Genomic DNA, 13,596 nt, shown 5'->3' on the forward strand with positions numbered 1-13,596 from the left:
GGTTATTACTCAGACGATGGCTGCCTGCGAGCCAACAGTTATTCCACAATACTGCTTGTTCGGCATCATCCAAGGCTTATCAATACCGAGAATTGGTATCGCAAGATTCCATATAAGCTGGCACTCAAATTGCTGAGAGTTGAGTCTCATAGCTGTCAAATGAGTGAAAATATGGCATTTAGAATCGAGAGGGCGACCCTGGAAGATCTGCCTGTTATCGCGGCAGTGACGGTGAAAAGCTGGCAGACAACGTTCCAGGGCATTCTGCCAACAGCATTTTTATCCAGCCTGACAGTCGAGAGCCAGTTGCACAGGCATCAGAAAATCTTTACCAGTACGGGTGTATTTTATTACGTCGCCAAGCATTTAGATGAGGTTGTGGGATTCTCCTCAGGCGGACCAAACCGCAATAGTTCGTTCGGTGTGCCCAACGAACTTTATGGTCTGTACTTGTTAGAAGATTGGCAAGACAAGGGTTGGGGTCGTTTACTGTTCATGATGCTAGCAACGCAGCTACAAGTTCCAAGCCGGCTAGGATTAACTGCTTTGGTGTTATCAAATAACCCCCATCGGGATTTTTATGAGCGACTTGGCGGCCTGAGGCAGGTTGCTCAGCCCATAGAACTGGGTGGACGTCCCTGGGGAGTCGAAAGCTTTACTTGGCACGAGAGTCTCAAGTGTTGATTTGGCAGCAGCGGACGAACAGTCTTGTCGGCTAGGACTTATGGTTTAGAGGGGCGGACGTTCAGAGCGCCCATGAACCGTATCGGCATGTAAGGTGCATCGGCCAAGCCACATTGCGAGCCGCAGCCGAATTAAAAAAAGCACTCCAAACGAGTCTTTTCCGCCACCTATGCTCCGCACCCATCAGTTCGATGCACTCACGGAACGCTTTATGCCCGTTATCGAAAGTCGTCTTCAGATCCCCAGTGAAATGATCATTCACGAGACCGAACATTGGGTCATCAATCACAATTTTGCATCAGCATTGCCGGGTTACCTGATTCTCGGCTCGAAGGCTCCAGTGGATTCCCTCGCTGACCTCCCGCCAGCCGCGCTCCACGAATTCGGCGAGCTATTAGCGCGCTCCCAAGCGATCCTGCAACGTGAATTGGCGCCTAAGCACCTCTATGTGAGCCGTTACGGCCATTCCTTGGGTTACCCCATTCACTTTCATTTGATCCCGGTGTATCCCTGGGTCGAGAAGCTGTTCTGGGAAGATCGTCGCTATCGACTGCTGGACGCTTTCGCCAATCCGCAAAAAGCCGAGACCCGTACCGATGGTGCCGAATTGACGCTTTTCATCTGGCGCGAGTTCGGCGAACGCGCCCAGCCGCCGGCGATTGAAGGCCCATCGATTGCGCAAGTGGTCGAGCGACTGCGGCAAGCGTGTGCCGGCGAGATTTAACAGGGTGACATTCGATCGGCATTCATGCCATGGCCGAGGATGGTGTGCACAAACGCGCTTGGAGTTCGGACAATGACTGACGCGCCTGGTACCGCATCAACGTCGATACGCATATTCAAAACTCACGACATAGCTGCCACGTAACTATTTCTCGCTCTGGTTAGATCGTTTATTTCCAAATCAATGGTTCATAGTTTTGGAAAGTATATCGATCGTGTCGATTATGGTGTTAAGGCGACTGATTGATACGTTAAAGCAGCCGTATGCTTGTTATAGCGTGTCAAATAGCTGTTTCATGCCTCAAACACCGCATGCAGCGAGCGCAGGGTCTGCTGGACCGGCTCCTTGCGTGACAGACCTGCAAGCTTAGAATCGGCCCATTAGTTTCAACATTACTGTCGATTACGGAGTTTCGAAGATGATGAACGCAATGCAGATGCCAATGAACACCACCATGCCGATGATGCCAATGATGGGCATGCCGATGATGATGGCGACCATGAAGTGCGACATGATGGCAGACGCCATGATGTTCACGATGAAGCCCGCCGCTGGTATGGACATGGCCATGTTCAAGAACAACGCCGACATGATGGCGATGATGATGAACTGCGGCATGCCGATGATGATGCATTGCGCCAACATGTCGATGATGTGCATGTCCGAAGACGGCATGGCGATGATGAACATGATGTCGACCATGAACATGTCGATGATGATGCCCATGGGCATGCCGATGCCGATGATGAAGTGCATGATGGAATGCACCGTTGGCGCTGACAGCATGACCTGCAAGATGATGCCGATGCCGGGCATGAGCATGGAAATGATGAACAACTGCTGCGCATTGATGATGAAGATGATGAACGATTGCGCCATGCCGATGATGATGAGCTGCAACGGCATGCCGATGATGTGCTGCACTTGCTGATCTGTGGATTGTGTCCTGCGAATGAATGAGTTCGCTTGACCGATCAAAAGAAAGCCCCGACGTTGCGCGTCGGGGCTTTTTTGGTTTCAGTGTCCGGTCAACCCAGGCGTCTTCGCCACGAGAAGTAAGGCGCTCAAACCTCAGCTTTTCGCGCTGGCGAGCATGGCCAGCAGCAATACGTTGGCGCCTGCTTCTGCCCAATGAGGGTGGATGTGCTCGGCTTCGTTGTGGCTGAGCCCTTCGACACACGGCACGAAGATCATCGACGTGGGCGCTACAGTGCTTAGGTAACAGGCATCATGTCCGGCCCCGGAGATCATACGGCGCTGGCTGTAGCCGAGCGCCGTGGCGGCCTGCTCAACCTGATTGATACACGCGGCATCGAAGGCAATCGGCGCGTACTGGAAGATCTGTTTGAGCGTGTGCTGCAAGCCGATCGTCTCGGAGATGGACCGAACCTGCTGGCGCAGTAGCCTGTCCAGTTTTTCCAGCGTCGCCTCGTCCGGGTGACGAAACTCGACGCTGAATACCACGCGCCCCGGCACCACATTGCGCGAGTTGGGAAAGACATTGGCCCAGCCCACCGTCGCACGTCCTTCATCCCCCTCGGCAATGCCCAACGCATGAACGGCTTCGACCACACGCGACATGCCGAGCAGGGCGTCGAGCCGATGGTTTATGGGCGTGGTGCCAGCGTGGGCGCTGCGGCCGACCAGTTCGATTTCATACCAGCGCTGCCCTTGCGCGCCGGTGACCACACCGATGGTGATGCCTTCGACTTCCAGTATCGGCCCTTGTTCGATGTGCAGTTCGAACGCGGCATGAATGTCGCGGCCGCCCATGGGTTCGTCGCCTGCATAACCGATAGTGTGCAAGGCCTCACCCAGCGAGATGCCTTGGGCGTCTGTGCGCGACAAACCGTACTCAAGGTCGAACACGCCGGTGTAAACCCCCGAAGCGATCATCGCCGGAGCGAAGCGCGAACCCTCTTCGTTGGTCCAGTTGACCACCTCGATGGCGCGGTCGGTCTGGATGTCATGGTCATTGAGCGTGCGTATTACCTCAATACCTGCCAGCACGCCGTAGATACCGTCGAACTTGCCGCCGAAGGGTTGCGAGTCTGCGTGGGAGCCGGTCAGCACGGGTGCCAGGCTGTCGTCGCGTCCGGGGCGGCGGGCAAACATGTTACCCATGGCGTCGATGCGCAGTGTGCAACCGGCGTCCGACGCCCACTGCGCGAACAGATCACGGCCGCGTCGATCCTCGTCGGTCAGCGCCAGCCGCGAAACGCCGCCCTTGGCCGTGGCGCCAATTTGCGCCATTTCCATCAGCGAATCCCACAACCGGGCAGCATCGATGCGTGGCGAAATACTCATTGCCCTGGCTCCCGGTCTTTGACCTTGTAGCGAAAATTGCAGTGTGAGGCGCCCTGCATCAGGGTTTGCGTGCGGGTCAGCTGCACGTTGGGGTCGTAACCGACGATGAACACTTCATCGCGGTTGCAGGAGAGCAGGTGCCCAATCTCGCCCAGCCCCATTTCGTGGTACATCTCGGCATATCGGCAGCGATGCACGTCGTAATCGTAGCGGGAGGCGTCGCTGGCAATGATCTCGACTTTCAGTGCGTCGTCTTTCTCCCAGAGTTCCTGCAGCGCAACGAAACCTTCGAGCGTTGGCCCATGGGGCTCGCGCGCCGCGAAGTATTCGCCGGCTTTCACTGCCGCCTGAGACACGGCCTCGCCGATGACGGCCTGGGCGCTCTGTTTACCGTAGTCGCGCACCAGTATTTCGTAGATGGGTTTGATGATTTCAGCTTCGATCCGCCGCCGGGCCAGGATGCCCAGTTCACCTTCGACAGCGCTCATGTCAGTACTCCTCGGTTCACGGTAAAAAGGGACAGCACGAACGATGCGGGCTGTCCCTGGATGACATCAGGCGCTTACATCACGGCTTGCCGCCCGCGACGCTGACCGGTTGCCATTTGTTGGCTTTAACCTGGTATACGGTGAAAGTCGGGTTTTTCAGGTTGCCTTCGGTGTCAAAAGCAATCGGGCCGGTGACGCCTTGATAATCAATGGCGCGCAATACCGGCAGATACTTTTGCGGGTCGGTGGAGCCTGTTTTTTCCAGCGCCGCGATCAAGACGCCGACGCCGTCGTAAGCGAAGGGCGCATGCAGTTCGATGTGCGTCTTGTAGCGGTCGACATACGCTTGCTCGAACGCTTTACCGCCAGGCATCTGCTCGATAGCGAGTCCGGGCTCAAGCGCGGTCACGCCTTCGCCATCCTTCTGCGCGAGAGTAAGGAAGGTCTGGCTGACAAACCCGCCAGCCCCCATCAGCGTAGCCTTGATCCCCAGCTGCTTGATGCGACGAGCCAACGGGGCGGCCTGAGCGTCCACGCCGCCAAAGAAAATCAAGTCAGGATTCTTGCCACGCACGTTGGTCAGGACCGCACTGAAATCCACGGTTTTGTCGTCCACGTACTCGCGGGAGACGACGCTGCCGCCGCCTGCTTCGATGGATTTGACGAACTGATCCGCCAGGCCCTGACCGAACGCGGTACGGTCATCGATAACCGCAATGCGTTTGGCCTTAAGCGACTCCAGGGCGTACTTGCCCGCCACCTGGCCGCCGTCGTCGTCATGGCCCATGATCCGGAAACTGGTGTCGAAACCCTGTTGGGTGTAGGCATGCCCGGTGGCGACGGGTGCTACCTGTGCAATGCCTGCGTCGTGATAGACACGGGCTGCCGGGATACTGGTCCCGGTGTTCCAGTGCCCGACCACGCCGACTACGCCTGCGTCGACCAGACGCTGGGCAACCGTTACCGCCGTGCGAGGATCGGACTGATCATCTTCTGACACCAGCTTGTAAGTCACGCCCTCGCCGCCGATTTTGGGGTGGCGCGCGTTGGCTGCATCAATGGCCAGTTGCGCGCCATTTTCCAGGTCCTTGCCGATACGCGCCGATGGTCCGGTCAACGGGCCCGCGAGTCCAATCAACACTTGTTGATCAGCTTGCGCCACGGCGGCGGCCAGGCTGGATATGACGAGGCCGGTCAGCGCGGCGTGTTTGATAAGCGCAGTGAAATGCATGGGTGTTTCCTGAGTATGATCGCTGCTTCTTGTGGCCGCGATGTCGGTGGTTACACGCCGGAAGCCCGGTAGCGTTGGGTTCATTCCCCCAGGTACGCAGTGCGAACCTGAGGATCGTTGATCAAAGTGGACGAGGCGCCTGTCAGACTGATGCGTCCGCTGTCCATGACGTAAGCCCGCTCGGTCACCTTCAAGGCGAGCCGGGCGTTCTGCTCGACCAACAGCAAGGTCATGCCTGCCCGGCAGACCTCGCTGATGACCTCGAAAATCTTCTCCACCATCACCGGTGCCAGCCCCATCGAAGGTTCATCGAGAATGAGCAGGCGAGGGCGTGACAGCAGTGCGCGACCCAAGGCCAACATCTGTTGCTCGCCACCGGACATCAAACCGGCCGGCTGCTGCAAACGGCGTTTCAAGTGTGGAAACCAGTCCAGAATCTGTTCGATCTCGTTGTTGATCGCCGCCATGTCGCGGCGCAGGTAGGCGCCGGCCTGCAGGTTTTCCAGCACGCTCATCCGGGCAAAAACTCCTCGGCCTTCGGGCACCATGACCAGCCCCAGTGCCGTGCGCTCGTGGGCGGCCAGCCCCAGCAGCGAATGGCCGTCGAACCGGATGTCTCCGGCGGTAGCAGGGATGAGGCCAGTCAAGGCCTTGAGCGCCGAGGTCTTGCCTGCGCCATTGGAGCCGATCAGCGTCACGTGCTCACCGGCGTCTACCCGCAGATCCACTGACTTGACGGCCTGGATGGCGCCGTAATGCACGTCCAGCGCAGCAATGTGCAACAGGGGTTCAGTCATGGGTGCCAGCTCCCAGATAGGCTTGGATAACGGCCGGGTGGCTGCGCACTGTCTGGGGCGCGCCCTCGGCAATCACCTCGCCGTGATCGAGCACGGTGATGCGGTCGCACAGGCCCATGACCAGTTTGACGTCGTGCTCGATGAGCAGCAGCGTGCGGCCGTCATTGCGGATCTTGTCCAGCAAACCGCGCAGCTGGATTTTTTCGGCGGCGTTCATCCCGGCCGCAGGTTCGTCCAGTGCCAGTAGTTTTGGCTCGGTTGCCAGCGCCCTGGCGATTTCCAGGCGGCGCTGGTGGCCGTAAGACAGGGTGTCCGCGCGACGTTCGGCCAGATCGCCGATCCCGACATAATCCAGCCAGTGACGGGCAATGCGCCGTGTCTCGGCTTCCTCGGCGCGGGCCTGCCGGTGGCGGCTCAGTGCTGCCCACACGCCGTTCCGCGTGCGCACATGGCGACCAATCATCACGTTTTCCAGCACACTCATGGCATTGAACAAACGGATGTTCTGGAACGTCCGGGCGATGCCTGCTTGAGCCACCTTGTGTACCGACGTCGGTTCGTAGGGCGTACCGTCCAACACAAAACGTCCCGCATCTGCCCGGTACAAGCCGGTCATCACGTTGAAAAACGTCGTCTTGCCGGCGCCATTGGGGCCGATCAGCCCGTGTACAGTGCCGGGCGCGATGCTCAGGTTCACATTCGTCAGGGCACTGATGCCGCCAAACTGCTTGCTGACGCCTTCGATCTGCAGCAAAGAAATCCTCATCGCAGGCGCTCCCGGCTTGCAGGCCACAGACCGGCGGGGCGATACAGCATCACCAGAATCAGGGCCAGGCCGTAGAACAGCTGTCGGATGATCTCCGGGTCCACCAGCACCTGGCCGAACAGCGACTGTTGCAGGCCGCCCATGGTGGCGCGCAAGACTTCCGGCAGTGCTGCCAGCAATAGGCAGCCCAGAATGACTCCCGGGATATGGCCCATTCCGCCCAGCACCACCATGGCCAATACCGCTACTGACTCATTGAGACTGAAGGACTCCGGTGACACAAACCCTTGAAAGGAGGCGAACAGTGCGCCGCCGACACCGCCAAAGCTGGCGCCTATGGCGAAGGCCAAGAGCTTCAGGCGACGGGTATTCAGGCCCATTGCTTCGGCAGCATCTTCATCTTCACGAATGGCCATCCAGGCCCGTCCGATCCGGGAATCCTGAAGCCGCAGACATGCCCATACGATCAGCACGGCCAGCAACGCAAACAGGTAGTAATAGAAATAGACCGAAGGCACTCGCATGCCGAATATCTCTTGTGTGCGGGCCAGGCTGAAGCCAAACAGCTGAATCGGATCGACGGAGGAGATACCTTTCGGCCCATTGGTAATATTGACGGGCCGGTCGAGGTTACGCAGGAAAATACGGATGATTTCACCGAAACCCAGGGTCACGATAGCCAGGTAATCGCCGCGTAGCTTCAAGGTCGGGGCACCCAGCAGAATGCCGAAGCCCGCTGCGATCGCTCCTGCCACCGGCACGATCAGCCAGATGGACGTGTGCAAGCCGTGGGGCAGGGCAGCGGCCAGCGCCGGGAATTGCGTCAGCAAATGCGGCGACGACAACAGCGCCGCGACATAGGCGCCTACTGCATAAAAGGCTATGAAACCCAAGTCCAGCAGCCCGGCATAACCGACGACAATGTTCAGCCCCAGCGCGAGCATGATGTACAGCAGGGCAAAGTCCAGTGTGCGCACCCAGGCGTTGCCGCCCGCATGACCGACAATCCACGGCGCGAGCATGAGCGCAGCGGCAAACAGCAGGGCGCCCAAACGGGCACGATGAGCGGGGCGTGTAATCGCGATCATGAGGTTCATGCGCGTGTCGCCAGTCGTTCGCCCAACAGCCCGGACGGCCGCAGCACCAGCACGGCAATCAGCACCAGGAAGGCGAACACATCCTGATAGTTGCTACCAAAAACCCCGTTGGTCAATTCGCCCATATAACCGGTGCCCAATGACTCGATCAGGCCCAGCAACACCCCGCCGAGCATCGCGCCCTTGAGGTTGCCGATACCGCCCAGGACGGCGGCCGTGAAGGCTTTGATCCCCGGTAAGAAGCCCATGTAGAAATGTGCGCTGCCGTAGTTGCTCGCCATCATGATGCCCGCCAGCGCAGCCAGGGCCCCGCCGATGGCGAAGGTGAGGACGATGACCGCGTTCGGGTTGATGCCCATAAGGCTGGCCACTTGCGGGTTTTCGGCAACGGCGCGCATCGCACGGCCCAGTCGTGTGCGATTGACCAGCAACAACAAACCGCCCATGACCAGCATCGCGATAGCTATCGTCGCAATGGCCGTCAGATTGGTGATAGCGGGGGCGTGGGTAGCGTCGCCCTGGGTGACTTCAATCGGGTCAAGTGGCAGCAGTTGCGGAAACGACAAGGGGTTGCGGCTCCAGATCAACATCGCCGCAGTCTGCAACAGCAGCGATACGCCGAGCCCGCTGATCAGGGGAGCCAGGCGCGGCGCGTTGCGCAGACGTCGATAGGCCACACGCTCTATCAATCCTGCGAGCAACGCGCAGGCGATCATTGCCACTACCGTCGCGGCGATCAGCACTGCCAGGCTGGGCATGCCGGGAAAGGTACTTTGCAGCACATGGATAACCGACAGCCCGATGAGCGCGCCAATCATCAGCACGTCACCGTGGGCAAAATTGATGATCCGCAGAATGCCGTAAACCATGGTGTAGCCCAGCGCGATCAGCGAATACAAACTGCCAAGTACCAGCCCATTGAGTAGCTGTTGAATCAGGGTATCCATGAACGAAAAAACGCCTTGAGTCTTGATGTCGCGGTCGGCGACTGGAACAGGGCTCGCACACTAGGCAATCATTCTATATTTATCAAATATCATTAATTCATAACGCTATAACCGCAATGTAATCGGCAAAAATCTCCCGTTATCAGGGGCTTTTCATGCTGTTAAATAGAATATAAGCTCAACACATGACGAAAAGAGAACAGTTGGATAACGATCCTCCTCTGCGAGCCGTGCGCACTTTCGAGGCATTCGCTCGTCATGGTGGGGTTAATACGGCGGCGCGCGAGCTGGATGTCTCTGCCTCGGCCATCAGTCATCAGTTGCGTGTGCTGGAAGAGTTTTTGGGCCAATCGCTGACCTCCCGGCAGGGCCGTAACCTGGTGCTGACAGACGAGGGGCGCGAGTACTACCGAGCGATTCGCTCTGCCTTCGCGGTGTTGCGCAGCGCCACGGAGCATGTGCGGGAAAAATCGGCGACCCGGCAAATCACCATCAGCCTGATTCCGATGTTTGGCATCAACCTGTTCATCCCTCGGTTGGGGGAGTTTCTGGGCGAGAACCCCGGGGTGGACGTCAACGTGACGTACGCCAATCACCGCAGCTACCCAAGCGACGCGGCGGATATCTCCATTCGGTTTGGCACCGGGCACTGGCCGGGTTATCACAGCGAGCCATTGATGTCAGGCGAAGTCACAGCCTGGTGCAGCCCGGCGTTCGTGGCGCATCACGGCGTGATCGAAGCCCCCGACGCTTTGATCGATCTGCCCTTGCTGCATGACGAAGAGCGTGGCACCTGGGCGCAATGGCTGCAAAGTGTTGGCGTGAAACACCCGGCAGCACTTCAGGGCTTGTTGTTCGAAGACGGCCAGCTGGCGCTGACTGCCGCGCTCAATGGCCTGGGGTGCGCTTTGCTGCGCGAGCCACTGATCGCGCCGCTGCGAGACCGGGGCGAGTTGGTCAAGTTGTTCGACCATGCACTGGACGACGGTCGCGCGTACTACCTGTGTCGTCGTGCCGACGGCGAGCTGTCACGGGAAGGCTTGAACCTGTACACCTGGCTCAAGCGGGGGCTGGTGCGGTCGGTCGTTTGATGTGCGGGTCAGCCTGCCGGCACAGCAGCTGAATGCCGCATCAGCCAGTGTTATGCAGCCTAGAGTTATTTCTCATCACTGATTTCCAAGAAAAAGCAGCACAGCAGCATTGAAAAAATCTGGGTCCTGAATGAAGGCGAAGTGGCTGACATTGGGCAAAATCAGTAGGCCTGCGTGGGGGATGGTGGAAGCGACATATTCCAGGTGATCACGCTTGATGGCTTCATCATGATCGCCATCAACGATCAGGATCGGTGAGCTGATTTTCTTCAGGTCAGCATCGGTCAAGTTTGGCTGGCTGGCCCACATGTGGCTGATCTGCTCGACGAAGGCGTCGTAATCCTTGGGCGTCGGTGACAGGTGCGCGTATTCCTTGCCGGCACGCTCGATGAAGGCGGCGAAATTCGGATTTTTATCGACGTTGTCCTTCACCCCGGAAGTCAACGTGTTGGGGGCGAAAGCAAACACCTTTCCGGTGCGTTGCGGGTATCGGATCGCCAGGTCCAGACCGATGATTGCGCCGTCGCTCCAGCCCACAATGTCTGCGCGCGGGATCTTCAACGTGTCGAGCACGGCAACCACATCATCGCTCATCAAGTCATAGCCGAAGGGCTGTGCATTCCTGGAGCTGCGGCCATGTCCCCGGCTGTCGAGGGTGATCACCGTGTGTTTTGCAGCCAGCGCCTGGATCTGCTTGCCCCAGTAATCGGAGTTCGACAAACCGCCGTGCAGCAACACCACCGGCGAGCCATGTCCGCTGATGGCGTAATAGATTTTTACGCCGTTGACCGCGGCGTATCCTGTTTTTGCTCCGGTTACCGGGGCGGGAGTTGGGGGTAGGGTTTCCCAGCGTTCGACTGCGTTTGCGGTCGCAGAAAGCAGGAGGCAAAACAGGGCGAAGATCAAATGGCGCGGCATGGCATTTCCTTGCAGGAAGCGATGATAGGGCCTCAAAGCATCGCCGATGACTCATGCCCGTTGCTACCAGAATGAAAGCATAAGGCTATGCCCAACGGTTATTTTCGCCGCGAGTGTTAAACCGATCCGCAAAGCCCGTTCCGACTACCGCTCACGGCCTGCCGACGCGGTACTGGTAGCCCGAATGGGTTGTTGCCAATCCCGGCCCTTTTCCCAATAGCTTTTCACGCAGGGTGCCCGGCGTATAGGCAGCCTTGTAAGCGCCACGTTTCTGCAGTTCGGGTACGAGCAGTTCAACGATGTTTTTGAAAGTCCGGGTGGACTCGACATAGGCCAGATTGAAGCCATCGATGCCGGTGTCGTCCATCCAGCTCTGCAACGCATCGGCGACTTCCTGCGGATTGCCCGCGACGACAGGGCCTCGCCCGCCTAGCGCGACAAACTCCACAGCATCTTTGACGGTCCAGACGTGTGTCGGGTCGAGCTTGCTGAAGGAGGCGAGGGCTGATTGTCCGGCTTCGGTGTCGACATAGGTCAGCGTGTCCCCCGGCGCATAGCGAGACAGATCGATGCCTGTCCAGCCGGACAGCAACGCCCGGGCACCTTCGTAACTGATCCGGCCTTGCAGCTGGGCCAGACGTTGCGCCGCAAGAAGGCTGGTGGGTTCAACGATGACCGTAAACATGGCGAAGAAGCGCACGCTGTCGGCAGGTCGACCCTGCGCTGCAAGCGCCAGACGCAATTGGTCGACACTGCGCTTGAGGCCATTGCGCGTTGGCGCGCCGACGAAGATGCATTCGGCGTGCGTCGCCGCGAAGGCTTGCCCTCTGCGTGACCCTCCCGCCTGAAACAACAGCGGTGTGCGCTGCGGCGACGGTTCGCACTGGTAGATGCCTTCGCTTCGGTAGTAAGGGCCGTTGTGCTGGATGCGATGGACTTTTCCAGGGTCTGCATACTGTCTCGCGTCGCGGTCGATCTGCACGGCGCTGTCTTCCCAGCTGCCTTCCCACAGTTTGTAGCACAGCGTGAGGTAGTCATCGGCGCGCTCGTAACGATCGTCGTGGCCGACCTGCGCATCAAGCCCCAGGCTGCGTGCGCCACTCTCCAGATAAGACGTCACGATGTTCCACGCCACGCGGCCACGTGTCAGGTGATCGAGGGTGGTCAATCGCCGCGCGAGCAAGTAGGGCGGCTCATAGGTCGCTGACGCGGTGATGCCAAACCCTAGATGAGTAGTGACCTGCGACATCAGCGGGATCAAAGGAAACGGATCATTCATCGGCACCTGCGCGGCATTGCGCAGCGCAGGATCGGCCGATTGCGAATCTACGTCATAAACCCCCAGCACATCCCCCAGGAACAGCGCGTCAAACAGACCGCGCTCCAGCAAACGAGCCAGCTCAGCCCAGTAATCGGGGTCCAGATAACGAACCGAGTCGTCGCCGTCGGCGGTCCATTGACCGGGAGCCAGGTGTCCGACGCAGTTCATCATGAACGCATTGAAGCGGATATCTTTGCTCATGGATTTTCCCTGGCGCCTGACACCGGCAATCGTGGCAGGCGCGTTCACTCAGTAGTGCTTGGCGGCCTGCTGGTCCGCCCACTGCAGATCGATCCAGCTTTGGTCTTTCGGCACCTCAGGCAGATTGCCCAGGTCGACCTGGGTTTGCAGCGCGTCTTGCAACGCCTTGGGGTCGACCGCAACCGATTCTGCGAACACGCCGTCGCTGATCAGGCGCAGCACCGAGGCGCGCACCACGGCAGCGTCCAGATTGGGGAACAGTTTCAGGCCGCTGGCGACTGCCGCCTCAGGATCGTTATGAATGGCTTTGAGCGCGCGATCAATGCCGCTGACCAATTTGTGCGATACGGCCGGATCGATGTCCTTGCGGGTGGAAATCGTCGAGAAGGTGTAGGGACCCATCTGTTTGGAAAAGGCGGCCACGACCTTGTAACCCTGGGCCTCGGCCTGGGACGCGCCAGGTTCATAGAGCACGGCGCAGTCGGCCTGACCGGAACTGAGCGGGCCGATCTCGTTACCCATCGGGACTTCCAGCAGTTTGATGTCTTTCTTCGGGTTCAACCCGGCCTGCTGCACCAGCCGCAGGAATGCCGAGGTGCTGGTGGTGGGCATGGTGCCGGTGGAGATGGTCTTGCCCGCGAGGCTGGCAAAGCCGTTGAACGGCACTTCGGCCTTGCAGGTCAGCCAAACGCCCAGACGATTGAGGGTGCCGCCGACGATTTTCACTGGAGCGCCCCGGCTAAAGGAAATGGCTGTCCACTCAGGGCCGTGCAGGGAAAAGTCGGCGCTGCGCGAGATCACCGAGGCCAGTGCATTGGTCGAAGACGATGCGACATCAATGCGCACATTCAAGCCTTCGTCCTTGAAGTAACCGTGCTCCTCGGCGAAATACACCGGCAGGTAAAACACGGATTTGAATGCTGCGGAGACCACGGTCTGGTCTTGGGCGAGTGCGCTCAAGGACAGTGAAGAGGCCATGGCCAGAGTTGCCAGTTGAGCAGGCAGGGACAATTTCATGCTGATT

General features: G+C 58.8%; 14 protein-coding genes. 3 read left to right on the forward strand and 11 right to left on the reverse strand.

What is annotated here, in order from left to right:
* The first annotated feature begins 159 nt into the window (after positions 1-159).
* Both ACWKWM_RS26430 and ACWKWM_RS26435 read left to right on the forward strand, forming a co-directional pair.
* Positions 160-684: an N-acetyltransferase family protein gene (locus ACWKWM_RS26430; RefSeq protein WP_483848931.1), complete on the forward strand. Its 525-nt coding sequence runs from the start codon at positions 160-162 to the stop codon at positions 682-684.
* Between the two features lie 211 nt (positions 685-895).
* Positions 896-1,408, forward strand: a complete 513-nt coding sequence (locus ACWKWM_RS26435; protein WP_483848932.1) for an HIT family protein — start codon at positions 896-898, stop codon at positions 1,406-1,408.
* 402 nt (positions 1,409-1,810) lie between these two features.
* On the opposite strand, the gene ACWKWM_RS26440 is transcribed toward ACWKWM_RS26435, so the two are convergent.
* The 8 genes from ACWKWM_RS26440 to ACWKWM_RS26475 form a co-directional block, all read right to left on the reverse strand.
* Entirely contained in the window at positions 1,811-2,332 is a 522-nt protein-coding gene (locus ACWKWM_RS26440) for a hypothetical protein (RefSeq protein ID WP_483848933.1), read from the reverse strand.
* A gap of 147 nt (positions 2,333-2,479) precedes the next feature.
* Positions 2,480-3,715: an allantoate amidohydrolase gene (locus tag ACWKWM_RS26445; RefSeq protein WP_483848934.1), complete on the reverse strand. Its 1,236-nt coding sequence runs from the start codon at positions 3,713-3,715 to the stop codon at positions 2,480-2,482.
* Positions 3,712-4,203, reverse strand: coding sequence for an L-2-amino-thiazoline-4-carboxylic acid hydrolase (locus ACWKWM_RS26450; RefSeq protein WP_483848935.1), 492 nt, complete (start codon positions 4,201-4,203; stop codon positions 3,712-3,714). Before ACWKWM_RS26450 ends, ACWKWM_RS26445 begins: the two co-directional genes overlap by 4 nt.
* A 79-nt stretch (positions 4,204-4,282) precedes the next feature.
* Positions 4,283-5,434: a branched-chain amino acid ABC transporter substrate-binding protein gene (locus ACWKWM_RS26455; RefSeq protein WP_483848936.1), complete on the reverse strand. Its 1,152-nt coding sequence runs from the start codon at positions 5,432-5,434 to the stop codon at positions 4,283-4,285.
* Positions 5,435-5,514: 80 nt separating this feature from the next.
* A complete protein-coding gene (locus ACWKWM_RS26460; protein ID WP_483848937.1) occupies positions 5,515-6,231 on the reverse strand; it encodes an ABC transporter ATP-binding protein in 717 nt (238 codons plus the stop codon).
* Positions 6,224-6,997, reverse strand: coding sequence for an ABC transporter ATP-binding protein (locus tag ACWKWM_RS26465; protein ID WP_483848938.1), 774 nt, complete (start codon positions 6,995-6,997; stop codon positions 6,224-6,226). The genes ACWKWM_RS26460 and ACWKWM_RS26465 overlap by 8 nt, the downstream gene beginning before the upstream one ends.
* Entirely contained in the window at positions 6,994-8,094 is a 1,101-nt protein-coding gene (locus tag ACWKWM_RS26470; RefSeq protein ID WP_483848939.1) for an ABC transporter permease subunit, read from the reverse strand. Before ACWKWM_RS26470 ends, ACWKWM_RS26465 begins: the two co-directional genes overlap by 4 nt.
* The gene (locus tag ACWKWM_RS26475) at positions 8,091-9,041 is read right to left on the reverse strand and encodes a branched-chain amino acid ABC transporter permease (protein ID WP_483848940.1); all 951 of its coding nucleotides are present in this window, start codon (positions 9,039-9,041) and stop codon (positions 8,091-8,093) included. Before ACWKWM_RS26475 ends, ACWKWM_RS26470 begins: the two co-directional genes overlap by 4 nt.
* Before the next feature lie 185 nt (positions 9,042-9,226).
* On the opposite strand from ACWKWM_RS26475, the gene ACWKWM_RS26480 reads away from it, so the two are divergent.
* Positions 9,227-10,132: a LysR substrate-binding domain-containing protein gene (locus tag ACWKWM_RS26480; protein ID WP_483848941.1), complete on the forward strand. Its 906-nt coding sequence runs from the start codon at positions 9,227-9,229 to the stop codon at positions 10,130-10,132.
* 75 nt (positions 10,133-10,207) lie between these two features.
* Here the strand turns inward: ACWKWM_RS26480 and ACWKWM_RS26485 are convergent, their stop codons facing one another.
* From ACWKWM_RS26485 to ACWKWM_RS26495, 3 genes are all read right to left on the reverse strand, one after another.
* Positions 10,208-11,050: an alpha/beta fold hydrolase gene (locus ACWKWM_RS26485; protein ID WP_483848942.1), complete on the reverse strand. Its 843-nt coding sequence runs from the start codon at positions 11,048-11,050 to the stop codon at positions 10,208-10,210.
* A 151-nt stretch (positions 11,051-11,201) separates the two neighbouring features.
* Positions 11,202-12,572: an LLM class flavin-dependent oxidoreductase gene (locus ACWKWM_RS26490; RefSeq protein WP_483848943.1), complete on the reverse strand. Its 1,371-nt coding sequence runs from the start codon at positions 12,570-12,572 to the stop codon at positions 11,202-11,204.
* A gap of 48 nt (positions 12,573-12,620) precedes the next feature.
* The gene (locus ACWKWM_RS26495; protein ID WP_483848944.1) at positions 12,621-13,589 is read right to left on the reverse strand and encodes an ABC transporter substrate-binding protein; all 969 of its coding nucleotides are present in this window, start codon (positions 13,587-13,589) and stop codon (positions 12,621-12,623) included.
* Positions 13,590-13,596 lie beyond the last annotated feature (7 nt).

The organism is Pseudomonas rosaeacicularis (genome assembly GCF_057128745.1).

What these genes read in the sequence shown, in the direction of transcription:
- ACWKWM_RS26430 (WP_483848931.1), top strand. Translation starts at nt 160, where the DNA reads ATGAGTGAAAATATGGCATTTAGAATCGAGAGGGCGACCCTGGAAGAT.
- ACWKWM_RS26435 (WP_483848932.1), top strand. Translation starts at nt 896, where the DNA reads ATGCCCGTTATCGAAAGTCGTCTTCAGATCCCCAGTGAAATGATCATT.
- ACWKWM_RS26445 (WP_483848934.1), bottom strand. Translation starts at nt 3,715, where the DNA reads ATGAGTATTTCGCCACGCATCGATGCTGCCCGGTTGTGGGATTCGCTG.
- ACWKWM_RS26450 (WP_483848935.1), bottom strand. Translation starts at nt 4,203, where the DNA reads ATGAGCGCTGTCGAAGGTGAACTGGGCATCCTGGCCCGGCGGCGGATC.
- ACWKWM_RS26455 (WP_483848936.1), bottom strand. Translation starts at nt 5,434, where the DNA reads ATGCATTTCACTGCGCTTATCAAACACGCCGCGCTGACCGGCCTCGTC.
- ACWKWM_RS26460 (WP_483848937.1), bottom strand. Translation starts at nt 6,231, where the DNA reads ATGACTGAACCCCTGTTGCACATTGCTGCGCTGGACGTGCATTACGGC.
- ACWKWM_RS26465 (WP_483848938.1), bottom strand. Translation starts at nt 6,997, where the DNA reads ATGAGGATTTCTTTGCTGCAGATCGAAGGCGTCAGCAAGCAGTTTGGC.
- ACWKWM_RS26470 (WP_483848939.1), bottom strand. Translation starts at nt 8,094, where the DNA reads ATGAACCTCATGATCGCGATTACACGCCCCGCTCATCGTGCCCGTTTG.
- ACWKWM_RS26475 (WP_483848940.1), bottom strand. Translation starts at nt 9,041, where the DNA reads ATGGATACCCTGATTCAACAGCTACTCAATGGGCTGGTACTTGGCAGT.
- ACWKWM_RS26480 (WP_483848941.1), top strand. Translation starts at nt 9,227, where the DNA reads ATGACGAAAAGAGAACAGTTGGATAACGATCCTCCTCTGCGAGCCGTG.
- ACWKWM_RS26485 (WP_483848942.1), bottom strand. Translation starts at nt 11,050, where the DNA reads ATGCCGCGCCATTTGATCTTCGCCCTGTTTTGCCTCCTGCTTTCTGCG.
- ACWKWM_RS26490 (WP_483848943.1), bottom strand. Translation starts at nt 12,572, where the DNA reads ATGAGCAAAGATATCCGCTTCAATGCGTTCATGATGAACTGCGTCGGA.
- ACWKWM_RS26495 (WP_483848944.1), bottom strand. Translation starts at nt 13,589, where the DNA reads ATGAAATTGTCCCTGCCTGCTCAACTGGCAACTCTGGCCATGGCCTCT.